Genomic DNA, 17,391 nt, shown 5'->3' with positions numbered 1-17,391 from the left:
GAGAACAAATGAGCTTGCAATTTAGCGTTCTTGCGAGCGGGAGTACCGGAAACGCGTTTTATCTGGAGACAGAGGAGCACTCTTTTCTGGTGGATGCCGGCCTGAGTGGTAAAGCGATGGACGGGCTGATGGAGAGAATCGGCCGCAAGATAGACGACGTGGACGGCATCTTTGTCACTCATGAGCACAGCGACCATATTAAAGGGCTCGGCGTCATTGCGAGAAAGTACGGTCTTCCCGTCTACGCCAATGAAAAGACGTGGAAAGCGATGGAGAATCAGATCGGCAAGCTGGATACCGGACAAAAGTTTTTGTTCCCGATGGAAAGCGTGAAATCTTTCGGAGGGCTTGATGTTGAGTCATTCGGCGTCTCTCATGACGCGGCCGAGCCGATGTTTTATGTTTTCCATTACCAAGGCAGAAAGCTCGCGCTGATGACGGACACCGGATATGTGAGCGACAGAATGAAAGGCATTATCCGTTCGGCCAATGTATTTGTGTTTGAAAGCAACCATGACGTCGGCATGCTGCAAATGGGCAGATACCCTTGGAGCATTAAGCGGCGGATTTTAAGCGATGTCGGCCACGTCTCAAATGAAGACGCGGCGCTCGCCATGACCGATGTCATCGGCGACGGCACATCCCGCATTTATTTGGCGCATCTGAGCCAAGATAACAATATGAAGGAACTGGCGAGAATGTCCGTGCAGCAGACATTGGCTGCGAAAGGATTTGTCGCGGGGGAAACGTTTCAATTATTTGATACCGATCCGAAAATCCCGACGCCGCTGTGCGCCGTGTAATTTTTCCAAATGAATCATGATTATTAATCCGCGATATAACCCACACTATAAGCAAATTGAGTTCTCTTGAAAGGATTTGAGATAGGGTGGATTATAATCGCGATGATGAACAGTACGCCCCCGAACAGCCCCGCCGCAGTAAGAGAGGATACTTCCTTTCTAGTCTGATCGGCGTCATCGTCGGGGCCGCGCTCATGGCTTTACTGCTGCCGTACTGGACAGGCGGAGACCATGGTGAAAGCAGCAGAGGCGCCAATCAGCGTATCGGAAGCGAACAAGTGAAAACAGTCAACGTAAATGTCAACGATGCTGTCACGAATATGGTCAGCCGTGTATCGGATTCGGTAGTCGGCGTTCTCAATATCCAAAAGACCGATATTTGGGGAGAGGGCGGCGAAGCGGGAAGCGGGTCCGGTGTCATTTACAAAAAGAACGGAAACACTTCTTATATCGTAACCAATCACCATGTCATTGAAGGTGCGACTGAGATTGAGATCAGTCTGAAAGATGACTCGCGCGTGCCTGCCGATCTGATCGGGAGCGACCGTCTGATGGATCTGGCCGTGCTGAAGGTGAAGTCTGATAAAATCAAATCGGCCGCCCAGTTCGGCAATTCCGATCAAGTCAAAGTCGGAGAACCGGTCGTGGCGATCGGAAATCCGCTCGGGCTTGAATTTGCGGGATCAGTGACACAGGGAATCATTTCCGGCAAGGAAAGGGCGGTGCCCGTTGACTCAAACGGAGACGGACAGCCGGACTGGAATGCGGAAGTGCTGCAGACCGACGCCGCGATTAATCCCGGCAACAGCGGCGGCGCTTTGATGGATATATCGGGTAAGGTGGTCGGCATTAACTCAATGAAGATCGCCGAATCCGCCGTTGAAGGAATCGGCCTGTCCATCCCTTCAAAGCTTGTCATTCCCGTTATTCAGGATTTAGAAAGATACGGAGAAGTCAGACGGCCTTTCCTCGGTATCGAAATGAAATCTTTAACGGATATTGCGAGCTACCACTGGAGCCAGACGCTGAAACTTCCGAAAGGTGTTAAAACCGGGGCGGTCATTATGGGTGTCGACGCGTTTTCACCGGCCGGCAAAGCAGGACTGAAAAAGCTTGACGTGATCACCGGTTTCGACGGTCATAAGGTCAACGACATTGTGGACCTTCGTGAACGTCTGTATCGCAAAAAGATCGGCGACCGTGTGAACATCACGTTCTACCGTTCAGGAAAGAAAAAAACAGCGGAAGTCAAACTGACAGAAGCGGATCGATTACAGAAATAAAAAAACAGCCCGGAAAAAACCGGGCTGTTTTTTATTGATTTATTTGTTAATATGATGAAGAAAAGGGGGTGAAACACATGAAAACGGCTGATAAGATTATTGTATTGAACGAAATCGAGGGTGAATGCGAAGGAAGAATTATTTTAGAATGCAGAATTTAAGAAAATGAAATATGACATATCAAACGTCCTTTTTCAGGGCGCTTTTTTTATGCCGTTTTTTCCTGAAGGCGGGCCGCAACACGCTCAATTGATAATAGGCAGAAACAGACTGATGCTGCAAAATCGAAGCGGCAGGTGAAATTATTGTGATGTGCAGACTGCACCGTTTTAGGCGTTGACTTTAACCAATTCAGCTAAGATTCCGTTTTGTTTCAGATAAAAGCGAATAATAGAAGAGGAAGCGAAAAAAATAAACACAGGCTGATACATCTAAGGAGAGACTGCATCATGAATAAGTTGAAAGGCATCTGGCTGCTGAGTGCAGACGGCGGGTCTGTACTCATTGATTTGATAACGATGGGGCTTCGCCACGGAACGGTTCTCGGGGAAGACAATACCATCGAGGCACATATCCGCTCTTTACGCGAAAAGCTGAAGGACAAAGAGCACAAGGTGCGGGGCGCCGAATGCAGGGCGGACCTGGGATGAAGCGGAGAAAGCTGTTCAGAACCCTGCGATTCCAGCTCCTGTTCAGGTCACTGGCGATTTTGGCCCTGCTGTTATGCTTCATCGGAGGCACTCAGTACATGTTTATGGCACGGACGATGTATGAAAATCAGGCGGCCAGCATCCAAAGCTATATCCATTCAATGGATCAAAGTGTATGGAGGTCAATCAAAACCCTTGCCCGTTCCGAAACACCGGCTCACCCGAATTTGATTTCCCCCGGGATGACGGCTGCTTTTATCAATCCATCATACAAGATGTCTGTTTTATCAGAAGACCCGCAAGCGGGAGCCGCCCCATCTTTTCCGAAAAACGTGTATCGGGATGCGCTGACAGACCCCATGGCGCTTCACTATCAGGTGGCTCACAATAAAGCGGGTAAGGAAATCATCGTCGTGTTTCAGGCGATTTCCGTTGACGGAAGACAGGCGGGAGTTGTGCAAATGAGTACGCTGACCCAGCCTCTGAATGCTTCGCTTTTCCGCCAGATCGGCATTTTTGCGGTGCTTTCCTTTGCGGCTCTGGTTATCGGGCTGTTTGTTTTCTTACCGATGATCCGGCTCACACTCAAGCCATTATCGCGCATTAGGCGTATGGTGGATGACATCAATGCCGCCAGTCTCGATAAACGGCTGCCGATTGATAAAAGGCAGGCAGAAATGGAGTCGCTGGGCATATCCATCAATCAGATGCTGGGACGGATTGGAACCGCGTTTCAGGCTGAAAAAGAAGCGAAGGAGCGCATCCGGCAGTTTGTATCAGACGCGTCACATGAGCTGAGAGCACCGCTTACCTCCATTCACGGCTTTATTGAAATTTTAATGCGCGGAGCGGCGGAGAAGCCGGAGCAGAAAGAAAAAGCGCTTCAAAGCCTGTACGCGGAATCCGCCAGAGCGAATAAGCTGATAGAGGACCTTCTGTTTCTAGCGAAGATGGACCGGGAGCCGAGCTTTGAAATGAAAAAAGGCGCGCTGGGAGACGTCATTTTGGAAATGGAGGCTCAGCTGAGGCTGCTGGCGGGAAACCGGAAGCTCGAGTTTTTTGTCGATCAAAAGATTGAAGCCGTTTTTGACAAAGACAAAATGAAGCAGGTCATTCTCAATCTTTTTTACAATGCGGTGCAGCATACGGATGAAGAAACGGGCGTCATCACCGTCTCCCTGCAGAAAGACGGCGGAATCATGCTCATGATGGCGGACAACGGAGCGGGCGTCGCCCCGGAGCATGTGCCTCATTTGTTTGACCGGTTTTACAGGGCAGAAACCTCCCGATCCCGTAAATACGGCGGCACCGGGCTGGGTCTTGCCATTACCAAAACCATTATCGACAGCCATAACGGAACAATTGAAGTGAAAAGCGAGCAGGGAAAAGGCTCCGTGTTCGTAATCCGGCTGCCGGGGTAAGCCTGTTGATCCAAAAAGATCCCGCTCATACAAGAAGAATAATAAAATTCACCCGGACTATTTAGAATAGGAAAAACGGATGGAAGCCGCAGGAAAAAACCGATCCGAATCGTGTATGCCGATTATTATCCGAACGCGGGCCGGAGCGGACGTATCTGTCCCCCGCGTCAGCCAATTCAATGATTTAAGATTTGAAAACAGTGAACACGAAACGCAGACGGTCGGTGACATCTAAAGGAAGTCAAGGACTTCTTCAGGCTGAACAAAGCCTTTAAATATCTGGTGCTGTCACTCTCCGTTTTCTTTGCGATTACATCGGTTTTTTATATCGGAAGGGCTGTCCGTGCGTCACATATCCGTTATTTTTGCGGGACTGTCCATCTTACAGGCGCTGTGCTCCATCTTTTCTTCAAAGCCGGCGGAAAAATTCACGCCGAGGCGCGTGCTTCTGCTGACATTCTGCATCATCGGGGCGGCCTATCTGTTTATACCTTCGGGCAGCCTGTACGTGACGATAGCCGCTTTTGTCGTCATTAACACGCTCTATGACGTGATAGAACCCGTCTCCAGTCAGGTGGTGAACAATGAGATTCCGTCAAGAACGAGAGCCACGCTGCTGTCAATTATCAGTTTGCTGACATCGCTCTTCATGTTCATTGCCTTTCCGTTTATCGGATTCTTAACGGACTATTTTGATTCAGCCTTGCTGCTGACCGCAATCGGGGTGTTATCCATCTTATTGTCGCTATTTATGATGCGCAGCTTTTACAAACTGAAAGCGAGCGTCGCCATCCAGTCGAGAATACGGAACATACATTGGCAGTGAGGGAAAACTTTTGGTTTACCGGGGAGCGGCTCGCCAATCAGACATAACCTGACGAAAGGCTGAAGAGCATCTCAGCCTTTTTTCAGTTGGATTCATTTCATCCGGTCCAGACCGAATTTTTTCAGGCGGTATTGCAGGCTTTGTCTGCTGATTCCGAGCTCGTTTGCCGTTTTGGATATGTTATTGCCGTGTTTTCTCAGGGTCTTTTCGATCATATATTTTTCGAAGTTCTCCATTTTATCTTTTAAATCAGTGCCGGGCTGGGTGCTTGCGGCGGCTTTGGCGTCCGTGTCAGCCGGTTTGATTTTCATGCGGTACTGATAAGGAAGGTGGGCTGCCGTAATCGTCGTTTCATCCGTCATAAAGTTCATGGCGCCTTCAATCATATGTTCAAGCTCGCGAATGTTGCCCGGCCAGTCATATTCCAGGAAGAATCGCTGCACATCGTCACTGATCGAATCGACATGCATTTGAAACAGGTGATTGTTTTTCTGGATAAAGACTTCGGCCAGAGGCAGAATGTCCTCTTTGCGCTCCCGGAGCGGCGGAATGATCAGCGTGACAACGCTTAATCGGTAGTATAAATCTTTGCGCAGCCGCTCTTCTGAAATGGCGGTGATCGGGTCTTCATTCATCGTGGCGATGATGCGGACGTCGATCGGTTTGTCCTGCGCTGATCCGATGCGCCTGATTTTCTTTTCCTGAAGGGCGCGGAGCAGCTTTGCCTGCAGGCTGAGATTGAGAGAATTGATCTCATCAAGGAGAAGGGTGCCTCCCTGCGCCTGCTCAAATAAGCCCGGCTGGTCGATGGCTCCGGTAAAGGCGCCTTTTTTCGTGCCGAATAAAATGCTTTCGACCAGACTGTCCGGCAGGGCGGCGCAGTTTTGTGATATGAACGGGGCGCCTGAGCGCTGGCTGCCGTTGTGAATGCTTTGGGCGAACAGTTCCTTGCCCGTTCCCGTCTCACCGGCCAAAAGCACGGACGATGACGTGCGGGTTGCCCGTTTTGCGTTTTCGATGACTTCCCGGATAACCGGGCTGTTGCCGAGAATGCTGTCAAACGTGTAGCTGTTTTGTTCTTTTCTGTGCATATTCTCCCTGATCAGCCGTTCGAGCTTGGTGACGTCTTTGGCGATCTCCACGGCGCCTTTGATCTCGCCGTTTTGTACAATCGGGAAGGTGTGGTTGATCGTCGTGATTTCCTGGCCTTTGTTATTGAAATAGCTTTGCTTTACATTTTTAATGGTTTTGCCTTCCTGAAGGGCCTGGACGAGTGTGCTGTCCTGCTGATTGGAAAACATAAATACATCAGTCAGGTTTTTATGCAGGACGTCCCGTTCATCCATATCTTCAATCTGCATCATTTTCTTATTGTAAATGACGGTGCTGCCCTTTTCGTCCACCACATGCAGCCCGACATCAATCTCTTCCAGAATGCTTTGTAACACGAGTGTGAAAAATTCGCTGGTTGTGTGCAGGTCAATTCCCCCTCCCAATCGTCGTAACATTCATTATTTTAAAATAAATTGATTACGAAACGCAAAAAAATGTTGCGCTCGGCTGATATTTTAAAAATAAATGGTAATTAAGGTAATAAAACCATTGACTTTTTTAGGGAAATGGTTGATATTTAGATATATACTTAAATATCTAAATCATGCATGTATGAGAGGGGGAACGTTCTTGAATAAAGCATTTAAAGCACTAGCCGATCCTACAAGGAGAAGAATTTTGGATTTATTAAAAAAACAAGATATGACAGCTGGAGAAATTGCGGAGCACTTCGACATGTCAAAACCCAGTATTTCTCATCACCTTAACATATTGAAAAATACTGATCTGGTTCACGATGAGAGGAAAGGCCAATTTATTATGTACTCATTAAATACCACTGTATTACAGGATCTTATAGGCTGGTTCTTTTCTTTGGCTGATTCAGAACATGATAATAAGAAAGGCGGGGAATCATGAAAAAATATCTCTTTTCGGCAGGAATTATTGTTTTAACTGTTTTAACATGGGTTTTCACATATTCATCTTTACCGGACATTTTGGCGACACACTGGGGATTAAACGGAAGTGCAAATGGTTACCAAACGAAAGCTAATGCGATGATGATGCTTATTGGCATAATGATGATTCTATATATTTTAATGGTTATCATCCCTAAGATTGATCCTAAAAATAACTACAACACATTTATCCGGCCATATATGGCTATATTTAATACAATGTTTGCGGTTCTGTTTATCATTAATCTGATGACCATCTTGACCGGACTGGGATATGATCTCCCTATATCTTATTTAGGAAACTTTATCGTGGGAGTCATTTTCATTGTGTTTGGAAACTTTATTCAGATCGTTAAGCCTAATTTCTTTTTAGGGATAAGAACGCCTTGGACGCTGAGCAGTGAAAGAGTTTGGAAGGATACACACAGGGTCAGTTCGAAAATTTTTGTCTTAGCGGGCATTATCATGATGCTTGCAGCTTTTTTGCCTCCAGTGTATAGAGTGTCAGTCATTTTCATTGCCGCAATCGGCTGTATCATATTATCCTTACTATATTCTTACATTGTATATCAGAGACAATTGAATAAATAACGGTTGAATGGGAGCAATCTAATTGGATTGCTCCTATTTTGTCAGCGGGAATGCAAAAAAATTTTGCGCTTGGCTGAAGTTTGCACGCAAACTGCCGGAAAATTTTGCAGGAAGAGAAAGAATGCTGGCGAAATATCCCGTTTTTTCGGATTGGCACGGAACTTGCTTTATAAAAAGGGAAAGCAAGATCTTATGTTGAATGATATACAAAACAAGGGGGAATCAGATTATGTCAGCTTTCACAAAATCTCAAGAGATTATCAGCCAAACTTCACACTACGGTGCGAACAACTACCATCCTCTTCCGATCGTTATTTCTGAAGCGCAGGGTGTTTGGGTAAAAGACCCTGAAGGCAATCAATATATGGATATGCTCAGTGCTTATTCTGCCGTGAACCAGGGACACAGACATCCGAAGATTATTCAGGCGCTGAAGGATCAGGCGGATAAAATCACTTTGACGTCACGCGCGTTCCATAACGATCAGCTCGGCCCGTTTTATGAGAAAACAGCCAAGCTGACGGGAAAAGATATGATTCTGCCGATGAATACGGGGGCGGAAGCTGTTGAATCCGCTGTCAAAGCGGCGAGACGCTGGGCATATGAGGTCAAAGGAGTAGAAGATAATCAGGCGGAAATCATTGCGTGTATCGGCAACTTCCACGGCAGAACGATGCTTGCGGTATCCCTTTCTTCAGAAGATGAGTATAAACGCGGTTTCGGGCCTATGCTTCCGGGTATAAAATTAATTCCATACGGAGACGCGGAAGCGCTGCGCCGGGCGATTACGCCGAACACAGCCGCTTTCTTATTCGAACCGATTCAGGGAGAAGCGGGCATCGTCATTCCGCCGGAAGGATTTTTACAAGAAGCGGCCGCTATTTGTAAGGAAGAAAATGTGCTCCTGATCGCTGATGAAATTCAGACGGGACTCGGCCGGACAGGGAAAAGATTCGCGGTTGACTGGGAAAATATCGTACCGGATATGTTTATCTTGGGCAAAGCGCTCGGCGGCGGCGTCTTCCCGATTTCGTGCATCGCGGCGAACCGTGATATTCTCGGCGTGTTTAATCCGGGTTCCCACGGCTCGACATTCGGCGGAAACCCGCTCGCTTGCGCGGTATCGCTCGCATCTCTTGAAGTCCTAGAGGAAGAAGGGCTGGCAGAGCGTTCCCTTCAGCTTGGCCGGTATTTTAAAGAAGAGCTTGAGAAAATCGATAACCCGATCATAAAAGATGTGCGCGGCCGCGGCCTGTTTATCGGCGTGGAACTGACTGAAGCGGCCCGCCCGTACTGTGAAAAGCTGAAAGGCGAAGGGCTTTTATGCAAAGAAACACATGATACCGTGATCCGGTTTGCACCGCCGTTAATGATTTCCCAGGAAGACTTGGACTGGGCGGTCCAAAAGATCACAAACGTGCTTCAAAACGCGTAAAAACTTGATGTGGAAACGCTTTCCCTCAGCTTGTATGGAATTAACAAATAAAAAATTCAGCACACTCTATTTGCGCGGCGACAGTATTTTAGTATAATGTATCTTTATGTACGAAAATGAATTTCATATAACTTTCATATACAAATAGAGGCTCTTTGGACAGCAAATCGGTTTCAAAGCACCGGCTTGGTTCCAATACAAGTTGCTGAAGGGGTGCAGAATAGTGAATACAAATCAAAAAGAGAATCAGCTTCAGCGCACAATGAAATCGCGCCATTTGTTTATGATTTCATTGGGCGGAGTAATCGGCACCGGGTTTTTCCTGAGTACCGGATATACAATCAACCAGGCGGGACCGCTGGGCGCGGTTCTGTCTTATCTGGTCGGCGGTTTTATTATGTTTTTGACAATGCTCTGCTTAGGCGAGCTTGCGGTTGCCCTTCCCGTATCAGGGTCGTTTCAGACGTACGCCACCAAATTTATCAGCCCCGCTTTCGGTTTCGCATTCGGCTGGCTGTACTGGCTCGGCTGGGCGGTGACATGCGCCATTGAGTTTTTATCTGCGGGACAATTGATGCTCCGCTGGTTTCCGCATGTTCCCGTATGGGTGTGGTGCCTCGTGTTTGTCGGGCTGATGTTTCTTTTGAACGCCATTACCACAAAAGCGTTCGCTGAGTCGGAATTTTGGTTTTCCGGCATTAAAATTTTAGTCATTCTGCTGTTTATTATTTTGGGAGGCGCCGCCATGTTCGGCCTGATCGATCTGAAACACGGCGAGCAGGCACCTTTCTTCTCTCATTTTTATGAGGATGGATTGTTCCCGAACGGCATGAAGGCGATGCTTGTTACGATGATTACCGTAAACTTCGCGTTCCAGGGAACGGAGCTGATCGGGGTTGCCGCGGGAGAAAGTGAAGACCCCGAGAAAACGATTCCGCGCTCTATCCGGCAGACGGTATGGAGAACGCTTGTCTTCTTCGTTCTCTCTATCATCGTCATTGCCGGCATGATTCCGTGGAAGCAGGCGGGAGTGGTCGAAAGCCCGTTTGTCGTGGTGTTTGAACAAATCGGAATCCCGTATGCCGCCGATATCATGAACTTTGTTATCTTAATTGCGCTGCTGTCAGTGGCCAACTCAGGCCTGTTTGCATCGACGCGTATCCTATATGCCATGGCGAACGAAGGACAAGCTTTTAAAGCGCTCGGCAAAACAAATAAACGCGGCGTGCCGATGAACGCGCTGATTGTGACGCTGGCCGTCGCCTGCCTGTCGCTGCTGTCTAAAGTGGCAGCGCCGGAAACCGTTTATATGTTTCTTTTATCATTAGCCGGACTAAGCGCGCAGGTCGGCTGGATTACGATTTCTCTGTCGCAGCTGATGTTCAGACGGAAATACATCCGCGAAGGCGGCAAAGTGAAAGACCTTAAGTTTAAAACACCGCTGTACCCGGTGCTGCCTATTGTCGGGCTGACATTAAATACGGTCGTTCTGATCAGTCTCGCATTTGATTCAGAACAGCGGCTCGCCCTTTATTGCGGCATCCCGTTCATGGCGGTGTGCGTTATCGTCTATCATCTGTATGTAAAAAAGCATAAACAGTCAGAAAAACAGATAGAGCTTTAAATCTTTTCGTGTCCAAGTCATCTTTGAGAAACCCGCACAGGACAACATACAACATGTTGAGGTGGAAAAACGGATGAACAAGAATATCTCAGTTATTGGAATGCCGATGGATTTAGGACAAGCACGACGCGGAGTGGACATGGGCCCGAGCGCCATCCGCTACGCGCATCTCATTGAACGGTTATCTGACATGGGGTATGCGGTGGAAGACTTAGGCGACATCCCCGTCAATCGTGAAAAACTCAAAAATGATGAAGAGCTGAAAAATCTGAACTCTGTGCTTTCTGGGAACGAGCAGCTCGCCCACAAGGTGGACAGCGTCATTGAGAATGAGCGGTTCCCACTCGTCTTGGGCGGCGATCACAGCATCGCGATCGGAACGCTGACAGGAACGGCCAAGCACTATAAACAGCTCGGCGTCATCTGGTACGATGCGCACGGCGATTTAAACACGCTGGAAACATCGCCGTCAGGCAATATTCACGGAATGCCGCTGGCCGTCAGCCTCGGCGTCGGGCACGACACATTGGTGAACCTGGGCGGCTATGCCCCGAAAATCAAGCCGGAAAACGTCGTCATCATCGGCGCGAGATCGCTTGACGAAGGCGAGCGTGAATACATTAAGGAAACAGGCATGAAGGTTTATACGATGCATGAGATTGACCGCCTCGGCATGACGAAGGTCATTGAAGAAACCATTGACTACCTGTCAGACTGTGACGGCGTTCACCTCAGCCTTGATCTCGACGGCCTCGATCCGAGCGACGCGCCCGGCGTAGGGACGCCTGTCGTCGGCGGCATCAGCTACCGTGAAAGCCATTTGGCAATGGAAATGCTGCATGATGCCGACATTATCACCTCAGCTGAATTTGTCGAAGTCAACCCGATCCTCGATCACAAAAACAAAACCGGCAAAACAGCGGTTGAGCTGGTGGAATCTTTGTTGGGAAAAAAACTATTATAAAATATGCGCCTCCGCACCTGCGGAGGTTTTTTTGTTGCCACGAGGAAACTAGCAGGCTGTCACCCTCTTTTTGACCCTGTAAATATGATATATTTATTACACAAAATGGGAAAGGGAGGTGTCCTGACAGATGGCTGAGGTGATGGCCCACGAAACTGTTGCGAAAAAAATCAGTGACTGGTATGAAGAAATCAAAAAGCACAACACCGAATCGGCTGAGGCGTTAAGAGAACAACTGCTTACAGATCTGCAAAATATGACACAAAATCAAACGGTGCTCCTTTATTTTAATTTAATTGATTCCCGCTATAAGCTTTTGATGGAACAGTATGAGAAAACAGACGGCATTTTAAAAACGATCCAGCTGACCGCCGATAAAGAAAAAACAGACCAGATGATTCAATACTATTATTACTTTTTTTCCGGAATGCACGAGTTTTACCAAAAACGGTTCATGAACGCCATTAATTTTTACAGGATTGCTGAAAGCAGGCTCCGGCACATACCGAATGAGATTGAAAGAGCGGAGTTTAATTATCAAGTGGCGATTGCCTATTATGAAATCCGCCAAAACTACTTTGCGATGAACCATGCGGAAAAAGCGTTAGAGATCTACAAAGCGAACGAAATGTACGCGGTCAGAGAAGCACAGTGTTTAATGGTGATCGGCTGTAACAGAATGGACCTGTTTCACTACCAGAAAGCTGAAGAGCTCCTGCAGACGGCAGTCCATCAAGCCGCCAAAGCGGGCGATCCGCACATTGAAGCGCTCGCCCACTTTAACGCAGGCATTTGCTATGAAAGACAGGAGAAATTGGAGGAGGCGCGAGTCGAATTTGAAATGGCTCTCGATCAAAAGGAGCATTTGCGATCAGCGTATTCGGTGCGGAGTCTGTACATGCTGGCCAGAGTATTATTGAAGCAGGAACAGACGGATGAGGGCCGGTTTTGGCTGCATAAAGCGCTGAATGCCGCAGAAGACAAAAACGAGCCCGTATATACCCAAAAGCTGCGCATCTTACAGCATGTATTTATTGACCACAGTGAAGAAGCGCTTGAATCAGCATTCGCCGAGTTAAGAAGGAAAGAGCTGTGGAGTGACGTTTCCGATTTATCGTATCAAGCCGCAGCGCATTTTAAAAAACAGGAGAATTACAAACTGGCGGCGAAGTATTTTCAGGAATCAATTGATGCCAATGACCAAATTTTGAGATTGACGGAGGGGATTCGTAATGAAAACATGTAAATTCATTGTACTCTCAGCAGCTTTAGCAAGTCTCATTTCGATTGGATTATTTGCGCAAACTGGTTCAACGGCACAAGCCGAACAAATCATAAAACCGGCGGAAAACGGAGCCTTCGGATAATACTTCATGAACCGCTTTCAGTCTGTGTTTTGTAAGGAGTGATTCAATGGCTATCACGCTGCAGCCGATGACAGGACAAGAATTTCAGTCCTATCTCGCTCATTCAACAAAGCATTACGCTGAAGAAAAGGTAAAAGCGGGAACGTGGCTTCCTGATGAAGCGCCGGAGTTAGCGGAGCTGGCGTTTGATGACCTGCTTCCTGACGGCCTGGAAACGGCCGATCACTATTTATGGACGCTGACATTGGACGGTAAGGAAAATGCCGGCTGGCTTTGGCTGCACGCAGATCCGGATCACCCGCAGCACGACGCATTTATTTATGATTTCGGCCTTCATCCGCCTTTCCGCGGCAAAGGCTATGCAAAAGAGGCACTCGCAAGGCTGGAGGACAAAGCCAAAGATCTGGGTGCCCGCAAGATTTCTCTCCATGTATTCGCTCATAACGAAACGGCGCGGAAGCTGTATGAGAAGACGGGATTCCTGGAGACCGATGTGATTATGAGCAAAAAGCTGTCATGAAAAGAGGCCCGCACGATGGGCCTCTTTTGTTATTCATTTCCCGGGCAATGGCGGTAAGTTTTTGGACGAGCTCCGTATTGGCAGCTAAATGAAATCGCGGTGTTTCATCGGCATCAAGCTGATCCGCCTTTACCGAGCTCACGCAGGGGGACGCCTCTGATCAGCCATCCTCCTTCATGGCGCCGCCGGTCTCTTCAATCGGCACCCGCGGATCAACCTATGCAGATCGTTTCTGAGCGGGCCTGCATCGCGAGGTAAAGAATTTTTCTGTATGGCGCCGAGTGCTTTTCCGACAAGCTCTTCATTCGATCCAATCCACATTGATCACCCCGAGAGGAACGGCATGACTCCCTCTGGCTGCCGTAGTCCTTCCTGCATGCCCATGCACCCTAACCCCAATGAGAAAACCGCAACGACCCGATTGTTATGTATTTGATAAGACGATTATGCATATCTTTTACTATTGTTATAAAATTTTTAAAAATCTGTAAATTGGCTATTTTTTTATCACAATTCCGTCATATAATGCAAATGTGGAAAAATTATACTTTGAGAAAAGAGGCGAAGTAATATGTGTAAAAAGCTGTTCAAAGCTGTCCTCCCGTTTGCCCTGTCGTTCACCATGGTTCTGTCGTTCTCCGGTACGAATGTCAAAGCGAAAGAAACAGAAGCAGCCCGCTACGCAAAAGAAATCGCAGAGCTTCAGCAGGGCACAACCCCGCAAGACGTTATCCGATCCGCCAAAGAGCTTGCCGAGCAGAAGCACGTTTCAACAGAAGCGATTCTCAAGCAGTTTCATCAAGAAATCACGGCAGACAAGGTGCAAGGAAATGTAATCGCTTCCAAAGGCGGGCTCTCTGCAATGGGCGGATCATCCGGCACAAAAAAACTTCCGAAAAGCACAAAAGGCAATATTTATTACACGAACTCATACACGGCTTATTACAACCACGGGCATGTCGGCATGTATTCATCCGCTGATAAAATTGTCGAATCCGTGCCGGGAGACGGCGTCCGCCAGATTGCTTATAACGGAAGAGAAGTCGAAGACAATTCAATCGTCCAGACCGTGAAAGTCACTGATGCCCAAAAACAAGCCGCCGCTGACTGGGCTGTATCAAGAGTGGGTGATGAATACTCCTTCAACTTCGTCAATAACAGAAATACGGGCCATGAAGGCGCCAAAAACTGCTCAAAACTGCTGTGGTCGGCATTCCTTTTAAAAGCCGGGATTGATATCGACTCTAACGGCGGCTTAGGCGTATATCCGCGCGACATCACAAGCTCGTCTTACACGACCACGATTCTGACCATTCACTAAGGGGAACAACGTGAAAAAAATCATCTGGATACCCTTAGTGCTCATCCTTGCCGCAGCGGTCTTATGCTTCTTCTATTTCCGCACGGAAGAGCCTGCGGAGGTTGATAGGGAAACATTAAATGACCCTGATTTTCTGAAAGATAAAGAAGCGCTGCTGTATTTCTCCACTGCGGCTGATCAAGACACATTCGGCGGCGGAAAAAGCTATGCCCTCTTCGCCGATAAAAAGGGGCGGCTCTCTTCTTATCAAATGAAGGGGCTTGAGCTCGGATCGGCCAAAGTGCATGACGGCAGCGTACTGCTGGAGGACAAAAAAGGAATCTACACCGTTCAAAATGGTCTTCACACGTATAAAAGAGCGTACCAGCATACGGGAGACAGCGCCGGGTATATCGAACGGACGAAAGGCTTTTACACGCTGTACAATTCGGGCTACGACAAGAGCGGCGGCAGCTACCGCTCAGAGCTGTACCGCCAGATTGACGGCAGGTGGAAGCAAGACGTCATCCCGCACTATATCCGCGCTTCAGGCTTTTTTAAAGATCATCTTTTCGCGCTCACGCCGACAGATGACGAAAAAGGCTATCACATACAAGACATTCAGGCCGATAAAGAAAAGCTCCATACAAAATCAATTGCGACATGGACGTATAAAGAAGGCACGTCAGTCGAATCCCAGCTCGCTGCGGACGACGGCGCCGTCTGCTTTGTCACCAGAGGGGAAAAAGCAGAACACATCTACCAAATGGTGAAAGTTATGAGAAAGAGCGGCGCGATCAAAACATATGACATCGCCACCTATAGAAATGACGAACAGACTATCTATGACTCCATGCCGTTCAGCTTCAAAAAAAGCTTTTTCATGGAGCGGCGCAGCTTCTATTTCGTTGACGGCTTCGGAACCGTCCACCGCATCAATCCTGAGACCGGAAAAAGCAAAAAGGCCTTCACCCTCCCCGCATCACGAATGAAAGCTGACTTCAAAGACCTGACGCATCGAAACGGAAAGCTGTATCTGTTCACGTACAGCTACAAAAAGCCCGCCAAAATCGAATCCTTCGACCTGAAAACGGGCAAAAAGCTGAACGACCGGACCATTCCCAGCCTGCAAGACATCGTGTCACCGAAAAGCCATCTCAAGCTGTATGATGTGCAGGTGATGGGCGGGTTTTGAAGAGTATGAACATTAGGGAAGAGCTTGCCGCTTTTGGTAAGCTTTTTATAATGAAACGTTACTGCAAGAAAGAAGGTGTTCATTTGAAATCATTCAGTCTCTTCTTATTGTTGTCCGTCATTTGTATAACCATTGTTTTTGTCATAATGAATATGTTGATTGGATTCCCGGATGTGAGTAACGGGGCATTGATTATGATTGTATATATCGTTGTGACCCTCATAATCAGGCTATATAGCAAGAAGAAAGCCGACCGAACATAGAAATAGAGGAATTTGAACCGTAAAAGCAGAAGACAGTCAGATGAAGGAGGGAGCCGATGAAGAAAAAGCTTGCCGCGGTGACCGTAACCATTCTCCTGGTTTCCGTGATAACCAACTCATTTCTAAACGGCGGAAAGCCGGACTGGATTGACGTATGCTGTACGCTGCTGGCGTGTCTATTAGGAATTCTGTTCGTCCTTCGCTTAGAAAAAAGAGAAAACACGTAAAGAGCCGGATGCTGCAAACGCCGGCTCTTTTTGCGCGTGATTTGCCGAATTGTGGATAAAACTCAGCCCGAAGCACTACTAACATGTGTATAAATAGGTTATATTGAAAAGAGAACAATTGCCGCGCGCAAAAGAAAACCGGAGGATGTAACAATGAAAACCGCTTATTATTCTTGTGAAGAACATATCGAAACCGTGCTGGACATGTACATAGATGATCATGAGCTTCCGCCCGAAATCAGAAAAATCGAACATACTAACAGTTTATCCACAGCCTGTGAATTATGTGGGGACACTGCAACATATCTAGTAGGGAACGAATGATCCTACACAAAATACAGAAAAGATATCCACAATTGTGGACAATATATATGAATAACTTGTTTCTAAAGTGGGGATGACCTGTGAATATCAATATTGTGACCATCGGAAAGCTAAAAGAAAAATACCTCAAGCAAGGCATTGAAGAATACAAAAAACGACTTTCAGCCTACGCAAAAATCGACATCATCGAACTCCCGGACGAAAAAGCTCCGGAACACCTGAGCGACCAAGACATGAAAATCGTCAAAGACAAAGAAGGCGAACGCATCCTGGCCAAAATCAGTCCGGACACCCACGTCATCGCCCTCGCCATCGAAGGAAAAATGAAAACATCCGAAGAACTGGCCGATACAATAGATAAGCTGGCGACTTATGGAAAAAGCAAAATCACCTTCGTCATCGGCGGCTCACTCGGCCTAAGCGACGCCGTCATGAAACGCGCAGACGACAAACTGTCATTTTCGAAAATGACATTTCCTCATCAGTTGATGCGTCTCATACTTGTAGAGCAGATTTATCGCGCGTTTCGGATTAATCGTGGGGAGCCTTATCATAAGTGAGTGTGGTTTATAAAAGGGGTGATAGA

At 47.6% G+C, this 17,391-nt stretch carries 18 protein-coding genes and 1 pseudogene; 18 read left to right on the top strand and 1 reads right to left on the bottom strand.

What is annotated here, in order from left to right:
• Positions 1–8: 8 nt before the first annotated feature.
• The 5 genes and pseudogenes from AC1DN5_RS03730 to AC1DN5_RS03710 all read left to right on the top strand — a co-directional run.
• The gene (locus AC1DN5_RS03730) at positions 9–803 is read left to right on the top strand and encodes an MBL fold metallo-hydrolase (protein ID WP_016937374.1); all 795 of its coding nucleotides are present in this window, start codon (positions 9–11) and stop codon (positions 801–803) included.
• 86 nt (positions 804–889) lie between these two features.
• A complete protein-coding gene (locus AC1DN5_RS03725) occupies positions 890–2,086 on the top strand; it encodes a S1C family serine protease (RefSeq protein WP_366969932.1) in 1,197 nt (398 codons plus the stop codon).
• Positions 2,087–2,535: 449 nt separating this feature from the next.
• Positions 2,536–2,736, top strand: a complete 201-nt coding sequence (locus AC1DN5_RS03720; RefSeq protein WP_342007264.1) for a hypothetical protein — start codon at positions 2,536–2,538, stop codon at positions 2,734–2,736.
• Positions 2,733–4,157 carry a sensor histidine kinase gene (locus tag AC1DN5_RS03715; protein ID WP_099744915.1) on the top strand — a complete coding sequence of 475 codons (1,425 nt, stop codon included), beginning with the start codon at positions 2,733–2,735 and terminating at the stop codon, positions 4,155–4,157. Before AC1DN5_RS03720 ends, AC1DN5_RS03715 begins: the two co-directional genes overlap by 4 nt.
• Positions 4,158–4,344: 187 nt before the next feature.
• Positions 4,345–4,983, top strand: a pseudogene (locus AC1DN5_RS03710) (MFS transporter); the annotation flags it as partial.
• A 92-nt stretch (positions 4,984–5,075) separates the two neighbouring features.
• Here the strand turns inward: AC1DN5_RS03710 and AC1DN5_RS03705 are convergent.
• The gene (locus tag AC1DN5_RS03705; protein ID WP_436627807.1) at positions 5,076–6,491 is read right to left on the bottom strand and encodes a sigma-54 interaction domain-containing protein; all 1,416 of its coding nucleotides are present in this window, start codon (positions 6,489–6,491) and stop codon (positions 5,076–5,078) included.
• Between the two features lie 175 nt (positions 6,492–6,666).
• Between AC1DN5_RS03705 and AC1DN5_RS03700 the strand changes: the two genes are divergently transcribed.
• The 13 genes from AC1DN5_RS03700 to rlmH all read left to right on the top strand — a co-directional run bounded on the left by AC1DN5_RS03700 (position 6,667) and on the right by rlmH (position 17,365).
• Positions 6,667–6,954 carry an autorepressor SdpR family transcription factor gene (locus AC1DN5_RS03700; protein ID WP_045925610.1) on the top strand — a complete coding sequence of 96 codons (288 nt, stop codon included), beginning with the start codon at positions 6,667–6,669 and terminating at the stop codon, positions 6,952–6,954.
• On the top strand, positions 6,951–7,586 hold the full coding sequence (locus tag AC1DN5_RS03695; RefSeq protein ID WP_045925609.1) for an SdpI family protein: 636 nt from the start codon (positions 6,951–6,953) through the stop codon (positions 7,584–7,586). Before AC1DN5_RS03700 ends, AC1DN5_RS03695 begins: the two co-directional genes overlap by 4 nt.
• 229 nt (positions 7,587–7,815) lie before the next feature.
• Positions 7,816–9,021, top strand: coding sequence for an ornithine--oxo-acid transaminase (locus tag AC1DN5_RS03690; RefSeq protein ID WP_016937379.1), 1,206 nt, complete (start codon positions 7,816–7,818; stop codon positions 9,019–9,021).
• Positions 9,022–9,244: 223 nt separating this feature from the next.
• Positions 9,245–10,645 carry an amino acid permease gene (locus AC1DN5_RS03685; protein ID WP_016937380.1) on the top strand — a complete coding sequence of 467 codons (1,401 nt, stop codon included), beginning with the start codon at positions 9,245–9,247 and terminating at the stop codon, positions 10,643–10,645.
• A 73-nt stretch (positions 10,646–10,718) separates the two neighbouring features.
• Positions 10,719–11,609, top strand: a complete 891-nt coding sequence (gene rocF, locus AC1DN5_RS03680; RefSeq protein WP_016937381.1) for an arginase — start codon at positions 10,719–10,721, stop codon at positions 11,607–11,609.
• Between the two features lie 130 nt (positions 11,610–11,739).
• The gene (locus AC1DN5_RS03675) at positions 11,740–12,855 is read left to right on the top strand and encodes a response regulator aspartate phosphatase (protein WP_366969931.1); all 1,116 of its coding nucleotides are present in this window, start codon (positions 11,740–11,742) and stop codon (positions 12,853–12,855) included.
• Entirely contained in the window at positions 12,842–12,976 is a 135-nt protein-coding gene (locus tag AC1DN5_RS03670; protein ID WP_007407881.1) for a hypothetical protein, read from the top strand. The genes AC1DN5_RS03675 and AC1DN5_RS03670 overlap by 14 nt, the downstream gene beginning before the upstream one ends.
• A gap of 46 nt (positions 12,977–13,022) precedes the next feature.
• Positions 13,023–13,496, top strand: a complete 474-nt coding sequence (locus tag AC1DN5_RS03665; protein WP_047477372.1) for a GNAT family N-acetyltransferase — start codon at positions 13,023–13,025, stop codon at positions 13,494–13,496.
• A gap of 571 nt (positions 13,497–14,067) precedes the next feature.
• Positions 14,068–14,817, top strand: coding sequence for a hypothetical protein (locus AC1DN5_RS03660; protein ID WP_366969930.1), 750 nt, complete (start codon positions 14,068–14,070; stop codon positions 14,815–14,817).
• A gap of 10 nt (positions 14,818–14,827) precedes the next feature.
• Entirely contained in the window at positions 14,828–15,991 is a 1,164-nt protein-coding gene (locus tag AC1DN5_RS03655; RefSeq protein ID WP_366969929.1) for a hypothetical protein, read from the top strand.
• 319 nt (positions 15,992–16,310) lie between these two features.
• The gene (locus tag AC1DN5_RS03650) at positions 16,311–16,481 is read left to right on the top strand and encodes a hypothetical protein (RefSeq protein WP_004393146.1); all 171 of its coding nucleotides are present in this window, start codon (positions 16,311–16,313) and stop codon (positions 16,479–16,481) included.
• Positions 16,482–16,634: 153 nt separating this feature from the next.
• Positions 16,635–16,805, top strand: coding sequence for a CxxH/CxxC protein (locus tag AC1DN5_RS03645; RefSeq protein WP_004393147.1), 171 nt, complete (start codon positions 16,635–16,637; stop codon positions 16,803–16,805).
• A gap of 80 nt (positions 16,806–16,885) precedes the next feature.
• Positions 16,886–17,365 (top strand): 23S rRNA (pseudouridine(1915)-N(3))-methyltransferase RlmH, encoded by a 480-nt coding sequence (rlmH, locus tag AC1DN5_RS03640; RefSeq protein ID WP_095241081.1) that lies wholly within the window; start codon positions 16,886–16,888, stop codon positions 17,363–17,365.
• Positions 17,366–17,391: the final 26 nt, after the last annotated feature.

This window comes from Bacillus sp. 01N42_2 (assembly GCF_056399565.1).
The sequence above is the reverse complement of the archived record's forward strand: the minus strand, read 5'-3'. Positions and strand labels throughout refer to the sequence as shown.